Raw genomic sequence first — 18,988 nt, forward strand, 5'->3', positions numbered from 1 at the left:
TTATAAACAACTGAAAAAGCATATACAAATTTAATGGATAAAGGATGAATGAATATGTTTGGGAATGCAGAAATTGGAATTGATCTTGGGACAGCGAATGTCCTTGTTTATACAAAAGATAAAGGGATTGTTTTAAATGAACCTTCTGTTGTAGCCATCAATACACAAACCAAACAAGTATTAGCGGTTGGAACAGAAGCAAAAAGTATGATTGGAAAAACACCAGGAAATATTGTAGCTGTCAGACCATTACAAGATGGAGTGATTGCTGATTTTGATATTACAAGTCAATTGTTAAAAGCCATTATTAAAAAGGCTGGAAAATCACTTGGTTTTTCATTAAGAAAACCGGATGTCGTTGTTTGTACTCCATCAGGAGCCACCTCTGTTGAACGGAGAGCGATTCAAGATGCAGTTCGATCTTGTGGTGCTAAAAATGTCCATTTAATTGAAGAACCAGTAGCAGCAGCGATTGGCGCAGGTCTTCCAGTAGAGGAGCCGATTGCCAATGTCATTGTTGATATAGGTGGTGGCACAACCGAAGTAGCGATTATTTCTTACGGTGGTGTTGTGACTTGCCATACGATTCGCGTTGGTGGAGATCTATTTGATGAGAGTATCATCCAACATATTCGGAAAAAGTACAATTTATTAATCGGTGAATTTTCAGCAGAAACAATCAAAATGGAAATTGGCTATGCATTGGTTGAACATGAGGAAAAAAACATGGATATCCGCGGAAGAGATTTAGTCACTGGCCTTCCAAAAACAGTCAATCTTAGTTCCTACGAAATTCAAGCAGCTTTAAAAGAATCATTGTTAAATATTTTAGAGGCGATACGTGCAACATTAGAAGAATCGCCTGCGGAACTAAGTGGTGATATTGTCGAGAGAGGGATTATTTTAACTGGTGGAGGCGCCTTATTAAACGGGATTCAAGAGTGGCTTGGGAAAGAAATTATCGTCCCTGTCCATCTTGCTCCACATCCATTGGAGTCTGTGGCCATTGGTACCGGACAGGCCCTGAAATTCATTCATAAATTAACACCTGCTCGAAAATAATAGAGACTTAGATTACTAGCATAAGAGTGAAATTTCCAGTTCTGATCTAGTCAAAAAACTCTTGGGAGGACATCCTCCCAAGAGTTTTATTTTTCTTCTTCGTTATTGACATCTTTATTTTCATCACTTTGATTGCTTTCACGCATTTCTTGGGTTAGTCCATCGATACTCTCACGAACATTCCCTTTACCAGACAGGTTTGTTAATAGTTCTTTTACATCAATCCCTGCGGATGCTTTTAAAGATTCTTGCATTGTTGACATAAGATTTGTCGCATAGCCTGTCACCTTATTGGCACCGCTGTTTTCGCCATTGGAACCAGTATCCACAACAGTGATCTTATCAATATTGCTAAGTGGTGCCGATACTTCTTTGGCATATTCAGGAAGCATCTTCAAGACCATATCGAGAATGGCTGCCTGACCAAATTGATCGAACGCTTCAGCCACTTTACGTTTAGCTTCCGCTTCAGCAACACCTTTAAGGCGAATAACCTCTGCTTCAGATTCCCCTTGTGCTCTTTGAGCATCTGCTTTCGCTTGACCATCCAAGCGCACGCGTTCAGCATCTGCCTTGGCAGTAGCTTCAACACGATATTGATGGGCATCCGCTTCGGTCATTTGCTTCAGCTTTTCAGCATTAGCAGCCTGTTCAACCGCATAACGATCCGCATCGGCTTTCTTTTTAACCTCGGAATCGTATTGACGCTCACGACGTAGAATTTCTTTTTCTTCCAGTTCAATTTGCTTTTGACGTTCAATAATTTTAATCTGCATTTCTTGTTCGGTTACTTCTTGCTTGGAGCGAGCCGTTTCAAGATCATATGCTTGGTCCGCACTGGCTCGTGCTTTATCTTGATCACGACGATATTCCGCCATTTTCATCTGATTTACTTTCTCGGCTTCGGCGATTTCAGTTGCTCGCTCTAACTCTGAACGTTTTGCATCTTTTGTTGCTTCCGCACGTTTAATTCGTGTTTCTTTATCGGCTTCCGCTGTTGCGATATCTGCATCACGTTTCACTTGCGCAATCCGCGGTTTCCCTAGAGATTCGAGATAGCCATTTTTATCACGAACTTCTTTAATAGTAAACGATACGATCACAAGTCCCATTTTCGCTAGATCTTGAGAAGCTACTCGTTGTACTTCTTGAGAAAACTTATCACGATTTTTGTAAATTTCTTCAACTGTCATGGAGCCAAGAATAGAGCGCAGATGCCCTTCCAACACTTCTTTGGCTTCATTTTCTCGATCTTCTTTTGATTTGCCAAGAAATTGTTCTGCTGCTGTTGCAATCTCACCAATCGATCCACCAATTTTAATAATTGCTGTTCCATCGGCCATAACTGGAACACCTTGTTCAGTGTATACTTCGGGGGTCGTTACCTCTAGCTTACTAGATAGTAAACTTAATGGTTCCGCTTGTTGGAACACAGGTAATACGAATGTACCCCCACCACGGATAATTTTAATTTTATTTCCTGATTCATCTGTGTGTACATTTTTTCCACCTAAATAACTTCCAGTTACGATTAGTGCTTCATCTGGTCCTGCAGTACGATATTTTGTAATAAAGATTCCAAGTAGGGCAATTAAAATAAATACCACAATCGCTATAACAACCCAAATTCCTATATTTAGATCTGCTGGCATGCATTTTCCTCCTTTTATTTAAAGCTTGGTTGATAAGGGACTACATATAATACACCATTTTTTACTTCAATTACTAACACTTCCGCTCCTTCTGCTATGTTGGTACTTTCATAGCTTGCTGCAGGCTTAGAGATCATCCCACTATAGCTTTCAATCACTACTTCTCCAAAGCCTTCAGTCGGAATCGAGACGATGATTTTTCCAACTCGACCTTCCAGCGACTTTTCCGTGTAGCTTAATGATTGTTCAGCTGATTTCATAGGGACTAACACAAACACATTGAGAAGTACGTCCAATAACAGCGATATAAAGGCAGCAATTACGATAATCATATAAGAATTTAATGAGGTCGCTTTTTCAAGAATAAACCCTCCTGCTGAAAAAAAGGTAATAAACGCTAAGATCAGAACAGGATTTAAAAAGGGAATGACCTCATCGGCACCATCAAAGATATCGCCAAAAAACAAATATAAAAGCGTTAAGACTCCAGAAGCAACAAGCAAAATAAGATAAATCGTTTCAATCGGATAACCAAATACTGTCATCGTCATCACTCTTTTCATATTGCTTTAGATGTTAACTTACGAATACACCACCTATCTATCTATTATGTACTAAGTTATACGGGTAAGTAAGTAAATTGGTTTCAAAATTTAATCTTTTTTTAAAAAAAATTTTCTTTTTCTAGATGCCCCCCTCTAATGATATGAATAAATAAACATTTTATGTATAGATAAGAGACATGAGGCTACATAGAATCGTTATCATGAGGCTGAGACAATAATGTTTTCACCAAAGAAAAAAACGAGCAAATATGGCGCATAATACATTGTTTGTCTTTGGTGATTAACATTTTATTTATGTCCCAACCACCGTTCTTTTTTGTATTACTCTTGAATAAGATGGGGTTCACTTTTATGTTGGCTTCTTCGTTCAATCCCTCTACACACTTTAACGCCTAAATATACAAATGGTGTATCAAGAATCGCGACAAAAAACTTAAAGACATACTGGGTCGCAATTAGGCCAAGCAAAGCTAGAAATGGCATGGTACCAAAAAAGGCAATCGTTACGAAAATGATCGTATCTGCTAGTTGCCCCACCATTGTGGAAACATTATTGCGAATCCATAGCTTCCCTTTGCCATGCCGTTGCTTTAAACGATGGAAAATCGTAACATCCAAATTTTGACTGACTAAAAAGGATAGCAAACTCGCAATGGTCACACGAAAACTTGCGGAGAAAATCGTCGCAAACTCGGGTTGATGCTCATAATAGGGAGCCGCTGGTAATTTTATTGTAATATAGATAAAAATCACAGCGGCAATTTGTGTAAAGAGTCCAGCCATAACCGTTTTTCGTGCTGCTTCCTTTCCGTACACTTCTGTAATCGTGTCTGTGATAGGATAGGTAAAAACATAAATAATCACAGCAGCTGGCAGAACAGCCCAACTACCGAGACTAAATAATTTTACCGCCAAAATATTGGATAAGATCAATAATCCAACATAGGCGCCATTCAAATATAAAAGCATCGTGCTCCCCCTAACGATTATCCACTTTTTCAGGGTACATATCATGATTCATTAGACGGTGCTCGGCCATTTGCTCATATTTTGTCCCTGGTTTACCAAAGTTACAATATGGATCAATGGATAATCCACCACGTGGAGTAAATTTCCCCCATACTTCCACATAACGTGGAGCTAATACTTTAATTAAATCGTCCATAATCGTATTAACACAATCCTCGTGAAAATCACCATGATTACGAAAACTAAATAAATAGAGTTTCAGCGATTTACTTTCGACAATCTTCTTATCAGGAATGTAGCTAATATAAATCGTTGCAAAGTCAGGTTGTCCCGTTTTCGGACATAGTGATGTAAATTCTGGACAGTTGAACTTGACAAAATAATCTCTTCCTGAATGTAAATTATCGATCGGTTCTAATACTTCTGGTGAGTATTGGTCCAGGTACTTTGTTTTTTGATTCCCTAATAACGATAAATCCTGTAATGTTTCTTCATCTCTTCCAGCCATAAAAAAGCCTCCTTTTTATGAAAAATGCAAGCCGCCGTATGGATAAACAGTCGTGGCCTGACGTCCTGAGTTCCATCACATGGCTCAAAAAAAGCCATATCGCGACGGATATGGCTTGAATTTCGATTCATCCATAGTTTTTTATAGAGGGTTAATCGCTATGAACCTCTCCCAATCAGGGCTATTTAATTCCTTCCCTATCTTACCGCCTTCTCTTGCTTTTCGTCAATACCAATTTTCTAGAATAAAGTTGCTAAAAATTTTTTCAAAATCGTTTATACTTTTTTTTTCAAATAAACTTCTATAAAATAGTGATAGAAAGGGTGAAGAAAATTGACATTACTATCAGAAATACTCGAATACAATCAACAATTTACAGAGGAAAAACTATATGAAAACTTTTCTACCACAAAGTTTCCAGATAAGAAAATGGTAATCTTTACTTGCATGGATACGCGACTTATTGAATTGCTTCATAAAGCAATGAATATGAAAAATGGGGATGCAAAAGTCGTTAAAAATGCTGGAGCGATTTTGACACATCCTTTTGGAAGTATTATGAGAAGTCTACTCGTTGCTGTCTATGAATTACAGGCGGAAGAAGTTTGTGTCATCGGCCACCACGATTGTGGCATGAGTGCTCTAGATTCCAAGAAAATGATTCATGATATGAAAGAACGTGGAATTACTCAAGAAACACTTGATATTGTTACACATTCGGGAATTGATTTAAATCAGTGGCTACAAGGGTTTGACAGTGTTGAAGAAAGTGTCACACATAGTGTGGATATGATCCGTAATCATCCTCTGATGGTCAAAGATGTTCCCATTCATGGACTTGTGATTGACCCAGAAACTGGAAAATTGGATGTCGTTGTGGATGGGTATGAACATACTAAATAACAAAAAGAGAAGACAAGGCTGAGACAAAAGTGTAAAAACAAACCGAACTACTAGGTGCTATACGCCGCCCGGAAACTTACTTCTCTTTCCGCTGGCGGCTGTAAGCTTCCCCAGGCCTACAGGATGTAGGTCACGAAGGCATTGCGGGGTATAAGGATGTACTAGAACATTGTGCTTTGAGCCTGCCGTCAGAACGACGTGAACTTAGCCTCTGATTCTCATTCGTACGTCGGCACTGACAGTCGGCGTTGGTCACAACAGGACGTGATCGTCATTAGCCGACCACCCGCTGGAGTCTACATCCGCTAAGGCAACCCATTGTTCGGAATTGAAGGTTAGCGTTTTAGTTATGTCCCAGCCTTGCCTTCAGATTATGATAAATCAGGCTCCAGAAAAGCTATTATATTCACGGACAATCCTGCTCTTTCTTGCTTTTATCTTGTTTCTTTTTCTTAGATTTATCAGTGGTTTCAGGTATTTCATAGTATTTCGCAGCATTGATATCACCGAACTCCGAGCCAAATTCCTCATTCGTTTTCCGAGCTTTTTTCTTATTCATCTGCTCTTCCCTTCTTTCCGTACTTCGAGTTACGATTTGCTCCTTTACTCGGGTCTTCTTCAGTCGCAAATTCAGCAGTAAAATCGGACTCTTCGATATTTTTAGTAGGTGTTTTCGCATATTTTTCTACAGCATTTCTTGTTGCTTTTCTTTTCACCATTGAGCATCCTCCTAAATATGTGTGCCTCTCGTCCCTTACTCTTCCCTATCGTCTATTTCCTTAATAGCACCACTATTTTCCAACTATTCATTGATAAAAAGCTGAAGAAATTTCAAACTTTGGGAAATAATAAACATCATTATATAAAGTTGAAGGTGATAGTATGGAGTTTCCAGTCATACATACAAATTTTTGGGATGGGGTTATCGCTGTACCGTTAATCGTACTGATTACACAATGCTTTAAGTTTTTTCCAATTCCCCGCCAATATTTTCCAACCATTGCGTCACTGCTTGGGTTCTCTATTTCCATTTTTTATAGTCATAGACATAACCTTTGGGCGGGATTTTTTATGGGTGGCTTTTATAGTGCAGCAGCTGTAGGTACGTATTCCTCTCTCAAAACATCATGGATAGCATTTAAAAATAGAAAAAACAAAAAGGCCCAGAGCTAAGGTATCCTCCATGAAATAGGTTTTACAAATGGAAAAAGTCATCATTTATAATGATGACTTTTTTAATACTTCACGAATATATTTGATAACTTGTTATTTTTCTTAAGATAAATTGCCGCGGTTGTATTCTTTCTTAAACCTAAACGACGTAAGCCCTACCTCTCATACATCCTTACGGCTCCGAAGCCGATCCAGTGTGAATAAGTCTTTACAAAAACATAGTAAGAACGCCAAATCATTTATTTCATCTATTTAAATATTTTCAAGTCCATTCGATAAGTAAAAATCAGTATACCACAAAAAACTCCTTTAATCAAGTCCTATTACTAATTGCTCTATTTCAGGATTGATTATTGTCTTTCTTTTCGGTTTCATCATCATTAGATAAACCTTGGGTTGCTTTTTTAAATTCTTTCAAGGTGCTACCCAGTGCCTTTCCTAGTTCAGGTAATTTACGGGGGCCGAAAATAAGTAGAGCAACAATAAGAATAATAACAAGACTACCGATTCCTGGTCTCACAAAAAGCATCTCCTTTTTTATTTATATCATACTCCTTTCCGGACAAATTTAAAAGTAAGAGCCCGAATAAGTCGACACAAACAATCCTAATGTAAATTTTATGTAAATGTTTCGTTAAGATTATGTCGTATATTGTCAAATTACGCTATTATAATATAGCTTGATTGATTATAAAGGGGAGAAAATAAAAAATGTTTAAGAAAAAAGAGGATCCATTTTTTATTCATTTAGCCAATATCTCGGCTAACCTAACGGAAAGCATGAATTATTTCATGGATTATAAGCTAACCAATCTAGAAGATCTGAAAATCTTCTCCGAAAAAATGAAGGATTATGAAAGTAAAGGAGATTCACTCGTTCATCAGGTTATCTTAGATTTAAATAATGTCTTCATTACCCCCATTGAAAGAGAAGATATTTTAGCGCTTGCTATGAATATGGATGATGTGCTAGATAGTCTAGAGCAAACAGCAGCCTTATTCGATATGTATTCTGTGACTACAGCGGATCCTTATATGCATCAATTTGTGGATGCTATCAAAAAATGCGTCATAGAAATTGAAGAAGCCATTGGGGTATTATCCCCAAAAACCCTTCCTCTAATTAGAAAACATGCGATAAATATTAAAGCATATGAATCTCAATGTGATGCGATATTACGTGAGTCTATTCAACATTTAATGCAGACTGAAAAAGACCCAATCCGAGTAATTCAGTATAAAGAAATTTATGAGGAGCTGGAGGAAGTAGCAGACTGTTGTGAGAATGTCGCTAATATTTTCGAAGCTATTATTATGAAAAATGCCTAAGGAGTAAATATATAACATGAATACATTCCTAATCGTAACGCTATTAATTGTCTTTTTTGCAGTCGTGTTCGACTTTATTAACGGTTTTCACGATACAGCTAATGCGATCGCCACTTCGGTTTCAACGAAAGCCTTGCAACCAAGACATGCCATACTATTAGCCTCTGTCATGAACTTCGTTGGTGCTATGACATTTACAGGAGTGGCCAAAACGATTACAAAGGATATTATCGATCCTTTTACATTAGAAAATGGGACAACCATCATCCTTGCCGCTCTATTAGCTGCAATCATTTGGAACTTAGTCACTTGGTATTATGGAATCCCAAGCAGTTCCTCTCATGCGTTGATTGGCGCCATTGCAGGTGCCGCCATTGCCTCCTCTGGCTTTCACTCGTTAAATTATAGTGGGTTTCTAAATATTATAAAAGCGTTGATTTTGTCCCCTCTTCTCGCCTTTGCCGTTGGTTTTATTGTTTATAGTATAGTCAAAGTAATTTTTAAAAACAGCAATTTGACGAAAACAAACAAAAACTTCAGGAGAGTACAGATTGCGACAGCTGCTTTGCAAGCATACTCTCATGGAACAAACGATGCTCAAAAAGCAATGGGGATTATTACGATGGCTTTAATTGTCAACAATTATCAACAATCAGATGATGTTCAATTATGGGTACAACTTATTTGTGCTTTCGCAATGGCTATGGGGACTGCATTAGGTGGATGGAAAATCATCAAAACCGTTGGTGGGAAAATTATGAAAATCCGCCCAGTCAGTGGAGTTGCTGCTGATCTAACAGGGGCTTCCGTTATTTTTGGTGCAACCGCTATTGGTCTACCAGTCAGTACAACCCATGTAATTTCTTCTTCCATTTTAGGAGTCGGTGCTTCACACCGATTGAAAGGAGTAAAATGGGGAACCGCTAAAACAATGCTCATTACATGGCTGATCACACTACCAATCTCAGCTATCCTTGCAGCCATCTGTTTTTTCATTCTTAATCTCTTTCTTTAATGGTATTTTTCCTTGCAAATGTAAAAACGATTCAAAGTAAATTTCCCGGAAAATAGTAAGTTTTAAAAAGTTGGTTTACTGAAGGGGCTATCCAGAAAGTCAGTGAAAACTGAGCTTTTCTGTGACACCCCTTCTTCTAGGCATGTAAAAGTTGGTGTGCGGTTTCCGGTTATCTTCCGTTCCGGGGCGCGCTTTCCGCGGGGCAAGGCTTGAGCTTCCTCAGTCGCTGTTGGGCTGCTCCCCTAATGTTGGACACTCCATCCAACATTAGGAGGTCTTGAAAATGTCCAAGTATAGTAATGAGTTTAAGCTACTAGTAGCCCAACGGTATGAAAATGAAATCATTAGTTATCGTGACCTGGCAAAGCAATCCGGCATTGACGAATCAGCAATCCGTTATTGGGTATTGTTATTTCGGCATCATGGAGACCAAGCGTTTGATTTTCCCTATACAAATTATCCGGCAGCCTTTAAACTAAGGGTAATTCAATTCATGAACGAAACGAATTATTCCATTCGAGAGGCATCAGCCCTTTTCCATATCCCGGATCCCAGTATGGTCCGTAGGTGGAGGAAAAAGTGGGAAACAGGCGGAGTAGATGCCCTTGAATCAAAAGAAAAGGGGCCATCTATTATGACATCTCGTAATCAAAAGAAACATACTTCCGCAGATCTTTCCAGCCAATCAAGAGAAGAGTTGGAAAAGGAACTTGAGTACCTTCGCATGGAGAACGCCTATTTAAAAAAGTTAAGAGCCTTAGTTCAGAAAGAGAAATCACCAACAAAGTCAAAGCGAAAGTAATATTCGAACTAAGGCACGCATTTCCGATGATCAAGATGATAAAGGTAGCCAACCTGGTAAGAAGCACCTATTACCATATTGTGAACAGCTGGAAACAGCCAGATCCCGACCGCAAGTGGAAAAGAAGGATCACGTTCATCTATCACCGACACAAGGGCCGCTATGGCTATCGCCGTATTACGGATGTCCTCAAGGAAAAAGGATACGAAATAAACAGAAAGAAAGTCCTGCGTCTCATGAGAGATTTAAGGCTCCAATGTATAGTCCGAATCAAAAAATATAAATCTTACAAAGGGGCATACGGAAAAGCAGCCCGCAATATTTTGAAACGTAACTTTAAGGCTGAAAAGCCCAATCAAAAATGGGTGACAGACGTAACGGAATTTAAATTATTGGGGGAGAAACTATATCTCTCCCCGGTATTAGACCTTTTTAACGGCGAAATCATTACCTATACCCTTCAAGCCAGACCCACGTTTGATTTAGTGGAAACGATGTTGGATCAAGCATTGAAATCCACTAAGAAAGGTGACAAGCTCTTGATCCACTCTGATCAGGGCTGGCATTACCGTATGCCTCAATATCGAAGAAAGCTGAAGGGAAATAAGATAAGACAGAGTATGTCCCGTAAAGGGAACTGTTATGACAATGCCGTTATAGAAAACTTTTTTGGAATACTTAAATATGAATTCCTGTATCTACAGGAGTTCGACAGCATAGAGCATTTCAAAATAGAATTGAAACAATACATGTATTACTACAACCATTTACGAATTAAATCAAAGTTAAATCGAAAAAGTCCAGTGGCTTATCGAGAGAACTTTACATTAACCGTATAGGAAATGAGTGTCCAATTTTATGGGTCCACTGCACTGTGCGCCTTGCGGGATCTCAAGGCCATGCTTGTCCCGCAGGAGTCGGCCCCTGCACTCCAAGCAACGGCCAGGCAGGCGGACGGAAATCGATGAGCTTTCCCAAGCGAATAAAGTGAAACTTCATTTAGTGAGGGTTTTTCATTCCCCACTGAACGTTAAGGATCAAAGGCTAAATTCGCAACATCCTGTTGGCAGACCCAAACGCAACGTCCTGTCGCTTCGTCTGTACTAGTACATCCTATACGTAGCTAAGCCCTTTGTGACTTGCGTCCTGCAGGCCCGAACCAATCGGGTATTTACTGGCAGTTGTCCCCCACTTACATTTCTCGTTTTTACCTCGAATTCTTGAAGCGGGGGGGCTTACTGCCAGTTAATTCGAGATAAATAGAAAAAATCGCTTCCTTTAGTAGAATGAAGTTACCACAACAACATCCAAAGGAACGATTTTTTTGTGCAATCCGATGACTGCTATTGAAGAGTATCCCATACAATCGGCTTTTCCGATAAAGTTGGAAGAGATAGCCTGTGAACGGTTGCTTCCTGTATTCCCCTACAACAACTGCTAGTCCTTCGGCATCCTGGCAATGGCCCACAACTTCCTGAAAGTGGCGGACCTTCTGTGAAGGCTGCCACAAGACAATCCTCCTTTATTTTAGAAACTTATTGGGCAGTCCCTTTTTATCTGTATACCAGTGCGACCTTCGACACTATTCTCCGCAGTAAGTTTTTTACGATTAACAAGATAATCTTATTTTCCAGACCAGCCATTTTTATGAATAAGAAGGATATTAGTGGAATATGTCGAAATATAATGGAGTGTTAATATTTGTTTGCTATGTCCTAATAACGGGCCGCTTTTAAATAAAGAGAGCTGGAGGGTGAAAATGGCACAAGTTCAAAAGGTTGAAACTTACAAGGGTAGAAATTCTTTTTTCGATGGGGGCCTACTACAATACATAGGTTGGATTATTCTTGGTACACTCGTAACTACTTGTACTTTGGGTATTTGTTATCCTTGGTCTATCACTATGATCTATGGATGGAAAATCAATCACACTGTTATTGAAGGTAAGAGAATGCAATTTCACGGTTCTGCCATTGGATTATTTGGCCATTGGATTAAATGGTGGTTCTTCACTATCATAACTCTTGGGATTTATGGCTTTTGGGTGTTCATTAAATTAGAAGATTGGAAAGCTCGTAATACGACATTTATTAATTAAGAAAAGTTCTGGAACAAATTGCCTTCTCATTCGTATCAGTACGATTTTTCGACCAAAAAATAGCAAGGGCAGCACATAACGCTGTAACCCTTGCTATCACTTACCTCTACATGACGGCCTCGGCAGGAATCGAACCTGCGGCACATGGTTTAGGAAACCAATGCTCTATCCTCTGAGCTACGAAGCCACAATTTCATCACTATTTTTCACGACTTATCCATTATAATACAAAGTTTCTTTGAATAAAAGCCCTAAATATTATATAATGAATTTGAACGAGTTTTTGACTCAGTTTAATATACAACTTATCAAGTTTAAGACGTTTACGTCTTCTATGTATATATAAAATAAGAGGGGGATTTCAAAATGCAATTTGGAATTTTAATTGGACTAGTCCTTGTTCTTGGTACAGTCGCTTCATTCTTGTCTTACTTTATTTCTAAAACTCTTAATTTTAATGATTCATCAAAAGTAGATGAAGTTCCTGACAAATATACACATACCAGCTAATTGCGATCATCACTTCTATTGTCATCCATACAGTAGAAGTGATTTTTTTATAGTTTTAGAATATTTTCAAAGGGTAATGGAATACTAATGGGTATGAAGAGTGTTACTTCTGTTCCAAATTTTGTGTAAAGAGGAGGAATAAGAATGGGTGTAGGAGTTGCCATTGGCATGATCGCTGTGATTATGTTAATTGCCCTTTTTCTCGTTTATTTCTTACGTGGTCCACTCAACTCAGAAGATGCTCACACAGTTGATCGTCCCCCAGATGACAAAGACTAATTTTTTTAGGGTCTGTTTAGAGAAGGCTGTTAAACTTTTTCCAGACAGACCCTTCGTTCTTAAAGTCTAGTAATCTATTTAGTTGAAACATGCAGATCCACAATCTGGTGATACAAGTGATAAAGTTGTTTGGTATAGGTGCCATTCTTTCCAGAAAAGATGTGCTCTTCACAATTTTGCACCGGAACTATTTCTTGGATCGAATTGGTCAAAAATACTTCTTCTGCCTTAATCAGATCTTCTTTTTGATAAAAACCTTCTTTCACACTTAAACCTACCTTGACTGCCAGTCCCAAAATAAACTCTCTGGTAATCCCTTTAAGGATTCCCGTTTCAACAGCAGGTGTGTGAAGGACATTGTCTTCAATCCAGAACAGATTTGAAGTCACTCCTTCCGCTAAAAAACCTTTCTCTGTCAGAAAAATCCCTTCTTTATTTGGATCAGCTCCTACTTCTCGTTTAGCGATCACATTATTCATAAAATGATGCGATTTTAAACGTGTGTCCATCTCCGGGGTATTCCTAGTTAATTTTAAAAATATGATCTCTTTTTCTCTTAATGGCTTGAATACCGGAAGTTCTTTTTGAAAAATGATAACGGTCGGCGATTCATATGCAGTTGTTTGAATACCTATCTGTCCAGGACCAGCGGAAACATTGAAACGAATATAGGAATCAGGCAAAGCATTTAACTCTGATAGCTTCTGAATCCACTCCAATACTTCGGCATACTTGAATTGTCTCGCTATTTGAAGTTGCCTCAATCCACTATTTAATCGATCTAAATGTTGCTCAAGTAAAAAAGGATGCCCTTTATATGTTCGCAAGGTTTCAAAAACTCCTAAGCCATATAAATAACCATGATCGAACGGGGAGATGCTTGCTTCTTCTTGCCGAATAAACTCACCATTGAAGTACATGTACATCATTATACAACTCCTGTCTGATAGGTTTGCAAGAAATTAAATAACAACTTCTTGCCTGCCTCTGTTGTAATCGACTCAGGATGAAATTGAATACCTTCCACTGCACATTTTGTATGGCGTATGCCCATAATCTCTTCACTTGCTGTCCAAGAAGTGATGCTTAAGCAATCTGGTAAACTTTCTTTTTCAACAATAAGAGAATGATATCTTGTCGCCTGAAAGGGACTCGGTACCTCGGTATAAATCGTCTTTTGATCATGGTATACTTCTGAGGTCTTTCCATGAAGCAGTTGCTTTGCTTTTACTATTTCCCCCCCAAAGGCTTGAGCTATTGCTTGATGTCCTAGACAAACTCCCAATATTGGAATCTTCCCTGAAAAATAACGGATTACTTCCAGGGAAATGCCAGCTTCATTTGGCGTACATGGACCAGGTGAAATCACAATATAATGAGGAGAGAGCTGTTCAATTTCATTTAGACTGATTTTATCATTTCTTTTGACAACAACCGATTCTCCTAATTCTCCTAAATATTGAACAAGGTTATAAGTAAATGAATCATAATTATCAATCATCAGAATCATCGAACGCTCTCCTTTTTCTCAGCTAATTCCATTGCTCTCCATAATGCCTCCGCTTTCTTCAGCGATTCTTTATACTCTGCTGCAGGATTCGAGTCAATCACAATTCCTGCTCCAGCTTGTACATGGGCCATCCCTTCCCGCACAAGCATCGTTCGAATAACAATATTTAAATGCAAATCTTCGTTAAAACCGATCCAACCAAGCGAACCTGTATAAATCCCTCGTTTGACTGGCTCCAGTTCTTCAATAATCTCCAATGTACGAATCTTCGGTGCTCCTGTAATCGTACCGCCCGGGAACATCGCTTCGACTAAATCACAAACTGTCTGCTCTTCTGCTAATTGGCCACTAACATGAGAAACAATATGCATCACATGGGAATATTTTTCCACTGTCATAAATTCATCGACATGAACGGAACCATATTCACAAACACGTCCAAGATCGTTTCTTTCCAAATCGACTAACATAATATGCTCCGCACGTTCCTTTTCATTCTCAATAAGCTCGTTGACTAATGCTTGGTCTTCATTGTCATCTTTTCCCCTTGGTCTTGTCCCAGCAATCGGTCTTGTACTCACATGTTGTCCATTTTTTTGAATTAGCAATTCAGGAGAACCGGAAATAATTTGGAAGTCAGGTGTATGGAGATACCCCATATATGGCGAAGGATTCAACTTTCTTAACTCCTTGTAAATGGCGATCGGTGAAATGCCAATTTGCCTAGATTGCCGAACAGCTAGATTCACCTGAAAAACATCACCCTCTCTAATATAGGCCTGAATCTTCTGCACAGCCTCTACAAACTCTGCCTCTGTAAAAGAAAACGAAGCATGCTCAGCAATCTCGAAATGTTCGAATGAATTTTCTTCTTCAAGTGCTTCGGTTAACCAGCTTTGTTTCAGCGTCGCTAACTTTTTTTCTGCTTCCTTTTGGTTTAATACCATCAACCATAAGCAGTTATCTTCATGATCATAGACCGCCCACTCATCAAATATTAGAAAATAAAGGATTGGGAGCTGCAAATCATCTTCTGCTAAACTAGGCAATTCTTCGATATACTGACAATAATCATAACTAATATAGCCAATTGCTCCACCTTGAAAATCTGGAAGTCCTGGCTCTGGGCAGAATGCAAAAGACTTCATCCACTTCTCAAGCTCTGCAAGGGGCTTTCCTTCTAAAATATTCGTATTTCCGGCTTGTTCAACCTCTAATAAATTTTCATTGCCCTGTATTTTAGCAAATGGATCGATCCCAGCTATACTATATCTACCAGCACGCCCACTCTCTAAAAGCACATGATGAGTTGAATCAGCTGTGAGAGACGTATATGTATTAAAAAAACGATCTATTGAATAAGGGATTTTTTCATATAAAAGGTTGGTTTGCTTCATACGCTATTCCGTCCCCTCATGAGTTCATCAATAAGTGTTCTTAACGATTGCCCTCCCATTGTTTCGATCCTGGCATCAAATTCTTGGAATTCAAGATCTTTTGTCACTGGGTTTGGAACAATAATACAATTCATTCCTGCTCTTTTCGCGGCTATGGAGCCATTAAGCGAATCTTCAAAGGCTATGGCTTCCTCTGGATTTACGCCCAATGCTTCGACCGCTTTTATATACAATTCAGGGTCTGGCTTAACTTTTTTGACATGATCTCTTGTTTGAATCGTCTCGAAAAAACCGAGTAATTCATGTTTCTTCAGAAAAGGCATAATCCAGCTTTCATTTGAACTCGTTGCTAAACCAATACGCAGATTTAACGCTCTTGCTTCCTCTAAAAATTCCTTCACTCCTTCTCGAAGGACGATTGTAGCCATTCTCTCTTTATGGAGCGCTAGAGCGGCAGTATTAATTGCTTCTATTTGTTCATTTCCCTTTAATTGCTCTACCATATATTGATAAAAGGCATCATCGTGTGTACCAATGATCTGTGCAAAGACTGGCAAAGGCAGCTCTACTTTATAATCAGCAAGTACTTCTTTATAACACTCATACCACACAGTTTCAGTATCTAATAGTAAACCATCAAAATCAAAAACCACTGCTTTTATCATTTATCTCTTTTCCCCTCTTTCAATTTTTGTGATGTTTCAACAAAATTCCCTTTATAAACACGATTTAACTTGATCGGCCGTTTAAGTTCTTTGCTGAACTTTTTCAGCTCCCTTTCTTGCCTTGGTGTAACAAATGAAACCACCGTTCCCGCATTCCCCATACGACCGGTTCTACCAGATCGATGAATGTATTGATCCAAGTCCTTCGGAAAATCATAATGGATCACATGAGTAAGTCCCTCTATATCAAGACCCCTTGCTGCAATATCTGTGGCCAGCAATAAAGTGATGTCTCCTTTACGCAAGGCGGTTAAGGCTAGCTCTCTTTCCCTTTTACTCAATTCACTATGAAGAAGGCCCACAGAGACATTCTCATATTTTAGCTTTTCATAAAGTACATTCATATTTCCACGATCACGGACAAACACAAGGGCTTTCACCTCATTCATAGCAGCAATTTTTTGCAATAATTTGGCTCGATCCCGCGGCTCGGCTAATAAGTACAAATGCTCGGTACGATATACAGCTTGCGATTGCACTTGACCAACCGTCATAAATTGCGGCTCTCTCCCAATCATCGCCTTAATCTGGTCAGATTCTTTAATACTAGTCGCAGAAAATAGTAATAATTGACGATCGTTCATGCTAGACTTCACAATCGTCCGGACTGTATTCAAATGCTCCTCATTTAAAAGCTGATCCCCTTCATCAAGGACGATCGATTTTACCTCATGCATTTTTAGTTTTTTTAGCTTAATTAGCTCTAAAATTCGTCCAGGTGAGCCGATTACGATTTGTGGGCGTGTTTTTAATTTCTCAATTTGCCGCTTAATATTGGCCCCGCCTACGAAAGAAGCCCCTCTGATATCCGTACCTTTCGTCCATTTCTGAACTTCTTGATATATTTGCATGACTAATTCCCGTGATGGAGCTAAGATAACCGTTTGGATGGATGAGTTTTCTTCATCAATCTTCTCGAGCAGCGGTAAGAGATATGCAAGTGTTTTCCCCGTTCCTGTAGGGGATTTTGCGATTATATCTTCTCCATCCATAATGGAAGAAATTACAGCCTCTTGTATTGACGTTGGTTCCGTAAAACTAGATTGGTCCCAGATTTTTTGTGTATTCGCATTGAAATTTGCTAAGAATGTTTTTTTCATCGAGTTAGTGCTCCTTTGTAATTTACAGGTTCATGAATCTTATCATACTACAAAATCCATAAAAAAAACTGCCATAGTTGGCAGCTTTTTTAATGTTTCAATTGATGAATACCATTCTCCAATCGTTCATCGACAATTTTGGCATCTTCAATATGTTCCAAAATAGTCTCATGGGCACTAGTAAACAGAGTACGCGCTTGGTCTAATTCTTCTTTGACCGAATCTGTGAGTTGCTTTTGCTCCTCAATCATTTTCTCCATCGCTCCGATATCTAATTGACTGTCTTGAATCACGTCCATCATTTCTTCTATATTTTGCGCAGCTTTTTCACTCATTTGGATGCCTTTTTCAATGAGCCCTGAACTCTTTTTTGTCGCTTGCAGTGCATTTTCAATTTCTTCTTGAAGCGCATTTGTCAGTGCTTGAATATTGGCTGTGCTGTCTGCTGTACTTTCAGCTAGTTTTCGTACTTCTTGAGCTACCACTGCAAAACCCTTTCCTGATTCCCCCGCTCTCGCTGCTTCAATTGAAGCGTTTAAAGCGAGTAGATTGGTTTGAGAAGCGATATCCTCGATCACATCGACAATCGATTGAATTTCTACTGATCTTTCACTAAGATGACTCATATTTTCCTCAGAAGATTCGATTTCCTTCCCCAACTCCTGAATAATTTGAGCCGTGTTTTTTACATCTTCAGCATTTTGTTGAGAACGCTCTACTTTCTTTTTTGAAAAGTTTTTTAAAGACATGCCTTTTTCATAAAGATTGCTTGATTTTTGCGCTGATTGTTCACTAATCTCATACACATTGCTAAATCTATTCTCGATTTGAGAGATAACCTCTTCCAATAGACTATGTTGAGAATTCACTTTTTCATGCTGTGAAATGGCAGCTTGTAATTCATTCCTTATATTCAAAAACCAATCTCGGTCTTCTTCTTCTTTAATTTCATAGGATTTTCTTAATTGTTCCATTTCTTCAAGTAATGTATTCACTTGTTGCTGATCTTTCTTCTTTGTCTTAAACATCGCTTTTCCCCCACATGACCTTTTAACTAAATCATAACATAATTACCTTTTTTTGTAACCTTTAGTTCGAAAGTTTCAATATCTTTTTTTACGGTAATAAATAGTCCTTATACTATGATTCAATCGAATATAGACAAATACAAAATATCAATATGTAAAGTCTCATTAAAAATAAAATAAAACTTTATACCTATTCTATAGTATCTATGAATTTAAAAAACAAGCCCCTAGGCAGGAGGCCACTGAAAATCTTATGATTTTTCAGTAAAACTAAAAATTTATAATGAAAAAGGCGACTCTATTTCATTTTTTGAAATGTAGAGACGCCTTTTTATGGATTTATGTATTCTATTTTGCTTATT

22 protein-coding genes, 1 tRNA gene and 1 riboswitch are annotated in these 18,988 nt (G+C 38.5%); of the genes, 9 read left to right on the forward strand and 14 right to left on the reverse strand.

The features are described from left to right. Positions 1 to 54 precede the first annotated feature (54 nt). Positions 55 to 1,062 (forward strand): rod-share determining protein MreBH, encoded by a 1,008-nt coding sequence (gene mreBH / locus KI375_RS25190; protein WP_212976133.1) that lies wholly within the window; start codon positions 55 to 57, stop codon positions 1,060 to 1,062. 86 nt (positions 1,063 to 1,148) lie between these two features. Here mreBH and KI375_RS25195 read toward each other — a convergent pair whose 3' ends face one another. The 4 genes from KI375_RS25195 to queF all read right to left on the reverse strand — a co-directional run bounded on the left by KI375_RS25195 (position 1,149) and on the right by queF (position 4,757). Then, on the reverse strand, positions 1,149 to 2,714 hold the full coding sequence (locus tag KI375_RS25195) for a flotillin lipid rafts scaffold protein FloT (protein WP_212976134.1): 1,566 nt from the start codon (positions 2,712 to 2,714) through the stop codon (positions 1,149 to 1,151). 14 nt (positions 2,715 to 2,728) lie between these two features. Then, positions 2,729 to 3,259, reverse strand: coding sequence for an NfeD family protein (locus tag KI375_RS25200; RefSeq protein ID WP_212976135.1), 531 nt, complete (start codon positions 3,257 to 3,259; stop codon positions 2,729 to 2,731). 342 nt (positions 3,260 to 3,601) lie between these two features. Continuing rightward, the gene (locus KI375_RS25205; protein ID WP_212976136.1) at positions 3,602 to 4,249 is read right to left on the reverse strand and encodes a queuosine precursor transporter; all 648 of its coding nucleotides are present in this window, start codon (positions 4,247 to 4,249) and stop codon (positions 3,602 to 3,604) included. Between the two features lie 10 nt (positions 4,250 to 4,259). Then, positions 4,260 to 4,757, reverse strand: coding sequence for a preQ(1) synthase (gene queF / locus KI375_RS25210; RefSeq protein ID WP_207450564.1), 498 nt, complete (start codon positions 4,755 to 4,757; stop codon positions 4,260 to 4,262). Between the two features lie 127 nt (positions 4,758 to 4,884). Next, positions 4,885 to 4,932, reverse strand: a riboswitch (PreQ1 riboswitch). A 158-nt stretch (positions 4,933 to 5,090) separates the two neighbouring features. Here queF and KI375_RS25215 point away from each other — a divergent pair. After that, positions 5,091 to 5,660, forward strand: a complete 570-nt coding sequence (locus KI375_RS25215) for a beta-class carbonic anhydrase (protein ID WP_212976137.1) — start codon at positions 5,091 to 5,093, stop codon at positions 5,658 to 5,660. Between the two features lie 406 nt (positions 5,661 to 6,066). On the opposite strand, the gene KI375_RS25220 is transcribed toward KI375_RS25215, so the two are convergent. Continuing rightward, positions 6,067 to 6,219 carry a hypothetical protein gene (locus KI375_RS25220; protein ID WP_212976138.1) on the reverse strand — a complete coding sequence of 51 codons (153 nt, stop codon included), beginning with the start codon at positions 6,217 to 6,219 and terminating at the stop codon, positions 6,067 to 6,069. Continuing rightward, the gene (locus KI375_RS25225) at positions 6,212 to 6,379 is read right to left on the reverse strand and encodes a hypothetical protein (protein ID WP_212976139.1); all 168 of its coding nucleotides are present in this window, start codon (positions 6,377 to 6,379) and stop codon (positions 6,212 to 6,214) included. Before KI375_RS25225 ends, KI375_RS25220 begins: the two co-directional genes overlap by 8 nt. Positions 6,380 to 6,542: 163 nt before the next feature. Here KI375_RS25225 and KI375_RS27605 point away from each other — a divergent pair, with 163 nt between their 5' ends. Further along, a complete protein-coding gene (locus tag KI375_RS27605) occupies positions 6,543 to 6,833 on the forward strand; it encodes a hypothetical protein (protein ID WP_207450569.1) in 291 nt (96 codons plus the stop codon). Between the two features lie 340 nt (positions 6,834 to 7,173). On the opposite strand, the gene KI375_RS25230 is transcribed toward KI375_RS27605, so the two are convergent. Then, positions 7,174 to 7,353 carry a twin-arginine translocase TatA/TatE family subunit gene (locus KI375_RS25230; protein WP_280528685.1) on the reverse strand — a complete coding sequence of 60 codons (180 nt, stop codon included), beginning with the start codon at positions 7,351 to 7,353 and terminating at the stop codon, positions 7,174 to 7,176. Positions 7,354 to 7,544: 191 nt separating this feature from the next. Here KI375_RS25230 and KI375_RS25235 point away from each other — a divergent pair, with 191 nt between their 5' ends. The 4 genes from KI375_RS25235 (at position 7,545) to KI375_RS25250 (ending at position 12,077) form a co-directional block, all read left to right on the forward strand. Further along, a complete protein-coding gene (locus KI375_RS25235) occupies positions 7,545 to 8,162 on the forward strand; it encodes a DUF47 domain-containing protein (RefSeq protein ID WP_212976141.1) in 618 nt (205 codons plus the stop codon). 16 nt (positions 8,163 to 8,178) lie between these two features. Beyond that, positions 8,179 to 9,177 carry an inorganic phosphate transporter gene (locus KI375_RS25240; protein WP_212976142.1) on the forward strand — a complete coding sequence of 333 codons (999 nt, stop codon included), beginning with the start codon at positions 8,179 to 8,181 and terminating at the stop codon, positions 9,175 to 9,177. 283 nt (positions 9,178 to 9,460) lie between these two features. Then, a protein-coding gene (locus tag KI375_RS25245) for an IS3 family transposase (RefSeq protein ID WP_244853067.1) occupies positions 9,461 to 10,818 on the forward strand; the annotation gives its coding sequence in 2 pieces (ribosomal slippage) (positions 9,461 to 9,932 and positions 9,932 to 10,818; 1,359 coding nt in all). A 920-nt stretch (positions 10,819 to 11,738) separates the two neighbouring features. Further along, positions 11,739 to 12,077, forward strand: a complete 339-nt coding sequence (locus tag KI375_RS25250) for a YjgN family protein (protein WP_212976143.1) — start codon at positions 11,739 to 11,741, stop codon at positions 12,075 to 12,077. A gap of 114 nt (positions 12,078 to 12,191) precedes the next feature. Here the strand turns inward: KI375_RS25250 and KI375_RS25255 are convergent. Beyond that, positions 12,192 to 12,264: transfer RNA gene (locus KI375_RS25255), tRNA-Arg, on the reverse strand. A gap of 179 nt (positions 12,265 to 12,443) precedes the next feature. On the opposite strand from KI375_RS25255, the gene KI375_RS25260 reads away from it, so the two are divergent. Both KI375_RS25260 and KI375_RS27730 read left to right on the forward strand, forming a co-directional pair. After that, positions 12,444 to 12,587: a hypothetical protein gene (locus KI375_RS25260; RefSeq protein WP_212976144.1), complete on the forward strand. Its 144-nt coding sequence runs from the start codon at positions 12,444 to 12,446 to the stop codon at positions 12,585 to 12,587. A 144-nt stretch (positions 12,588 to 12,731) separates the two neighbouring features. Beyond that, positions 12,732 to 12,866 (forward strand): hypothetical protein, encoded by a 135-nt coding sequence (locus tag KI375_RS27730; RefSeq protein WP_278253269.1) that lies wholly within the window; start codon positions 12,732 to 12,734, stop codon positions 12,864 to 12,866. A 74-nt stretch (positions 12,867 to 12,940) separates the two neighbouring features. On the opposite strand, the gene pabC is transcribed toward KI375_RS27730, so the two are convergent. The 6 genes from pabC to KI375_RS25290 form a co-directional block, all read right to left on the reverse strand. Next, positions 12,941 to 13,792: an aminodeoxychorismate lyase gene (gene pabC, locus KI375_RS25265; RefSeq protein ID WP_212976150.1), complete on the reverse strand. Its 852-nt coding sequence runs from the start codon at positions 13,790 to 13,792 to the stop codon at positions 12,941 to 12,943. Positions 13,793 to 13,794: 2 nt separating this feature from the next. Further along, on the reverse strand, positions 13,795 to 14,376 hold the full coding sequence (gene pabA / locus KI375_RS25270) for an aminodeoxychorismate/anthranilate synthase component II (protein ID WP_212976145.1): 582 nt from the start codon (positions 14,374 to 14,376) through the stop codon (positions 13,795 to 13,797). Further along, entirely contained in the window at positions 14,373 to 15,773 is a 1,401-nt protein-coding gene (gene pabB / locus KI375_RS25275; RefSeq protein ID WP_212976146.1) for an aminodeoxychorismate synthase component I, read from the reverse strand. Before pabB ends, pabA begins: the two co-directional genes overlap by 4 nt. Then, positions 15,770 to 16,438: an HAD family hydrolase gene (locus KI375_RS25280; protein WP_212976147.1), complete on the reverse strand. Its 669-nt coding sequence runs from the start codon at positions 16,436 to 16,438 to the stop codon at positions 15,770 to 15,772. The genes pabB and KI375_RS25280 overlap by 4 nt, the downstream gene beginning before the upstream one ends. Continuing rightward, on the reverse strand, positions 16,435 to 17,598 hold the full coding sequence (locus tag KI375_RS25285; protein WP_212976148.1) for a DEAD/DEAH box helicase: 1,164 nt from the start codon (positions 17,596 to 17,598) through the stop codon (positions 16,435 to 16,437). Before KI375_RS25285 ends, KI375_RS25280 begins: the two co-directional genes overlap by 4 nt. 89 nt (positions 17,599 to 17,687) lie before the next feature. Continuing rightward, positions 17,688 to 18,626 carry a methyl-accepting chemotaxis protein gene (locus tag KI375_RS25290; protein ID WP_212976149.1) on the reverse strand — a complete coding sequence of 313 codons (939 nt, stop codon included), beginning with the start codon at positions 18,624 to 18,626 and terminating at the stop codon, positions 17,688 to 17,690. Positions 18,627 to 18,988: the final 362 nt, after the last annotated feature.

The sequence above is a fragment of the Bacillus sp. J14TS2 genome (genome assembly GCF_018333015.1).
In the GTDB taxonomy this organism is placed as follows: Bacteria; Bacillota; Bacilli; order Bacillales; family Bacillaceae_C; genus Lederbergia.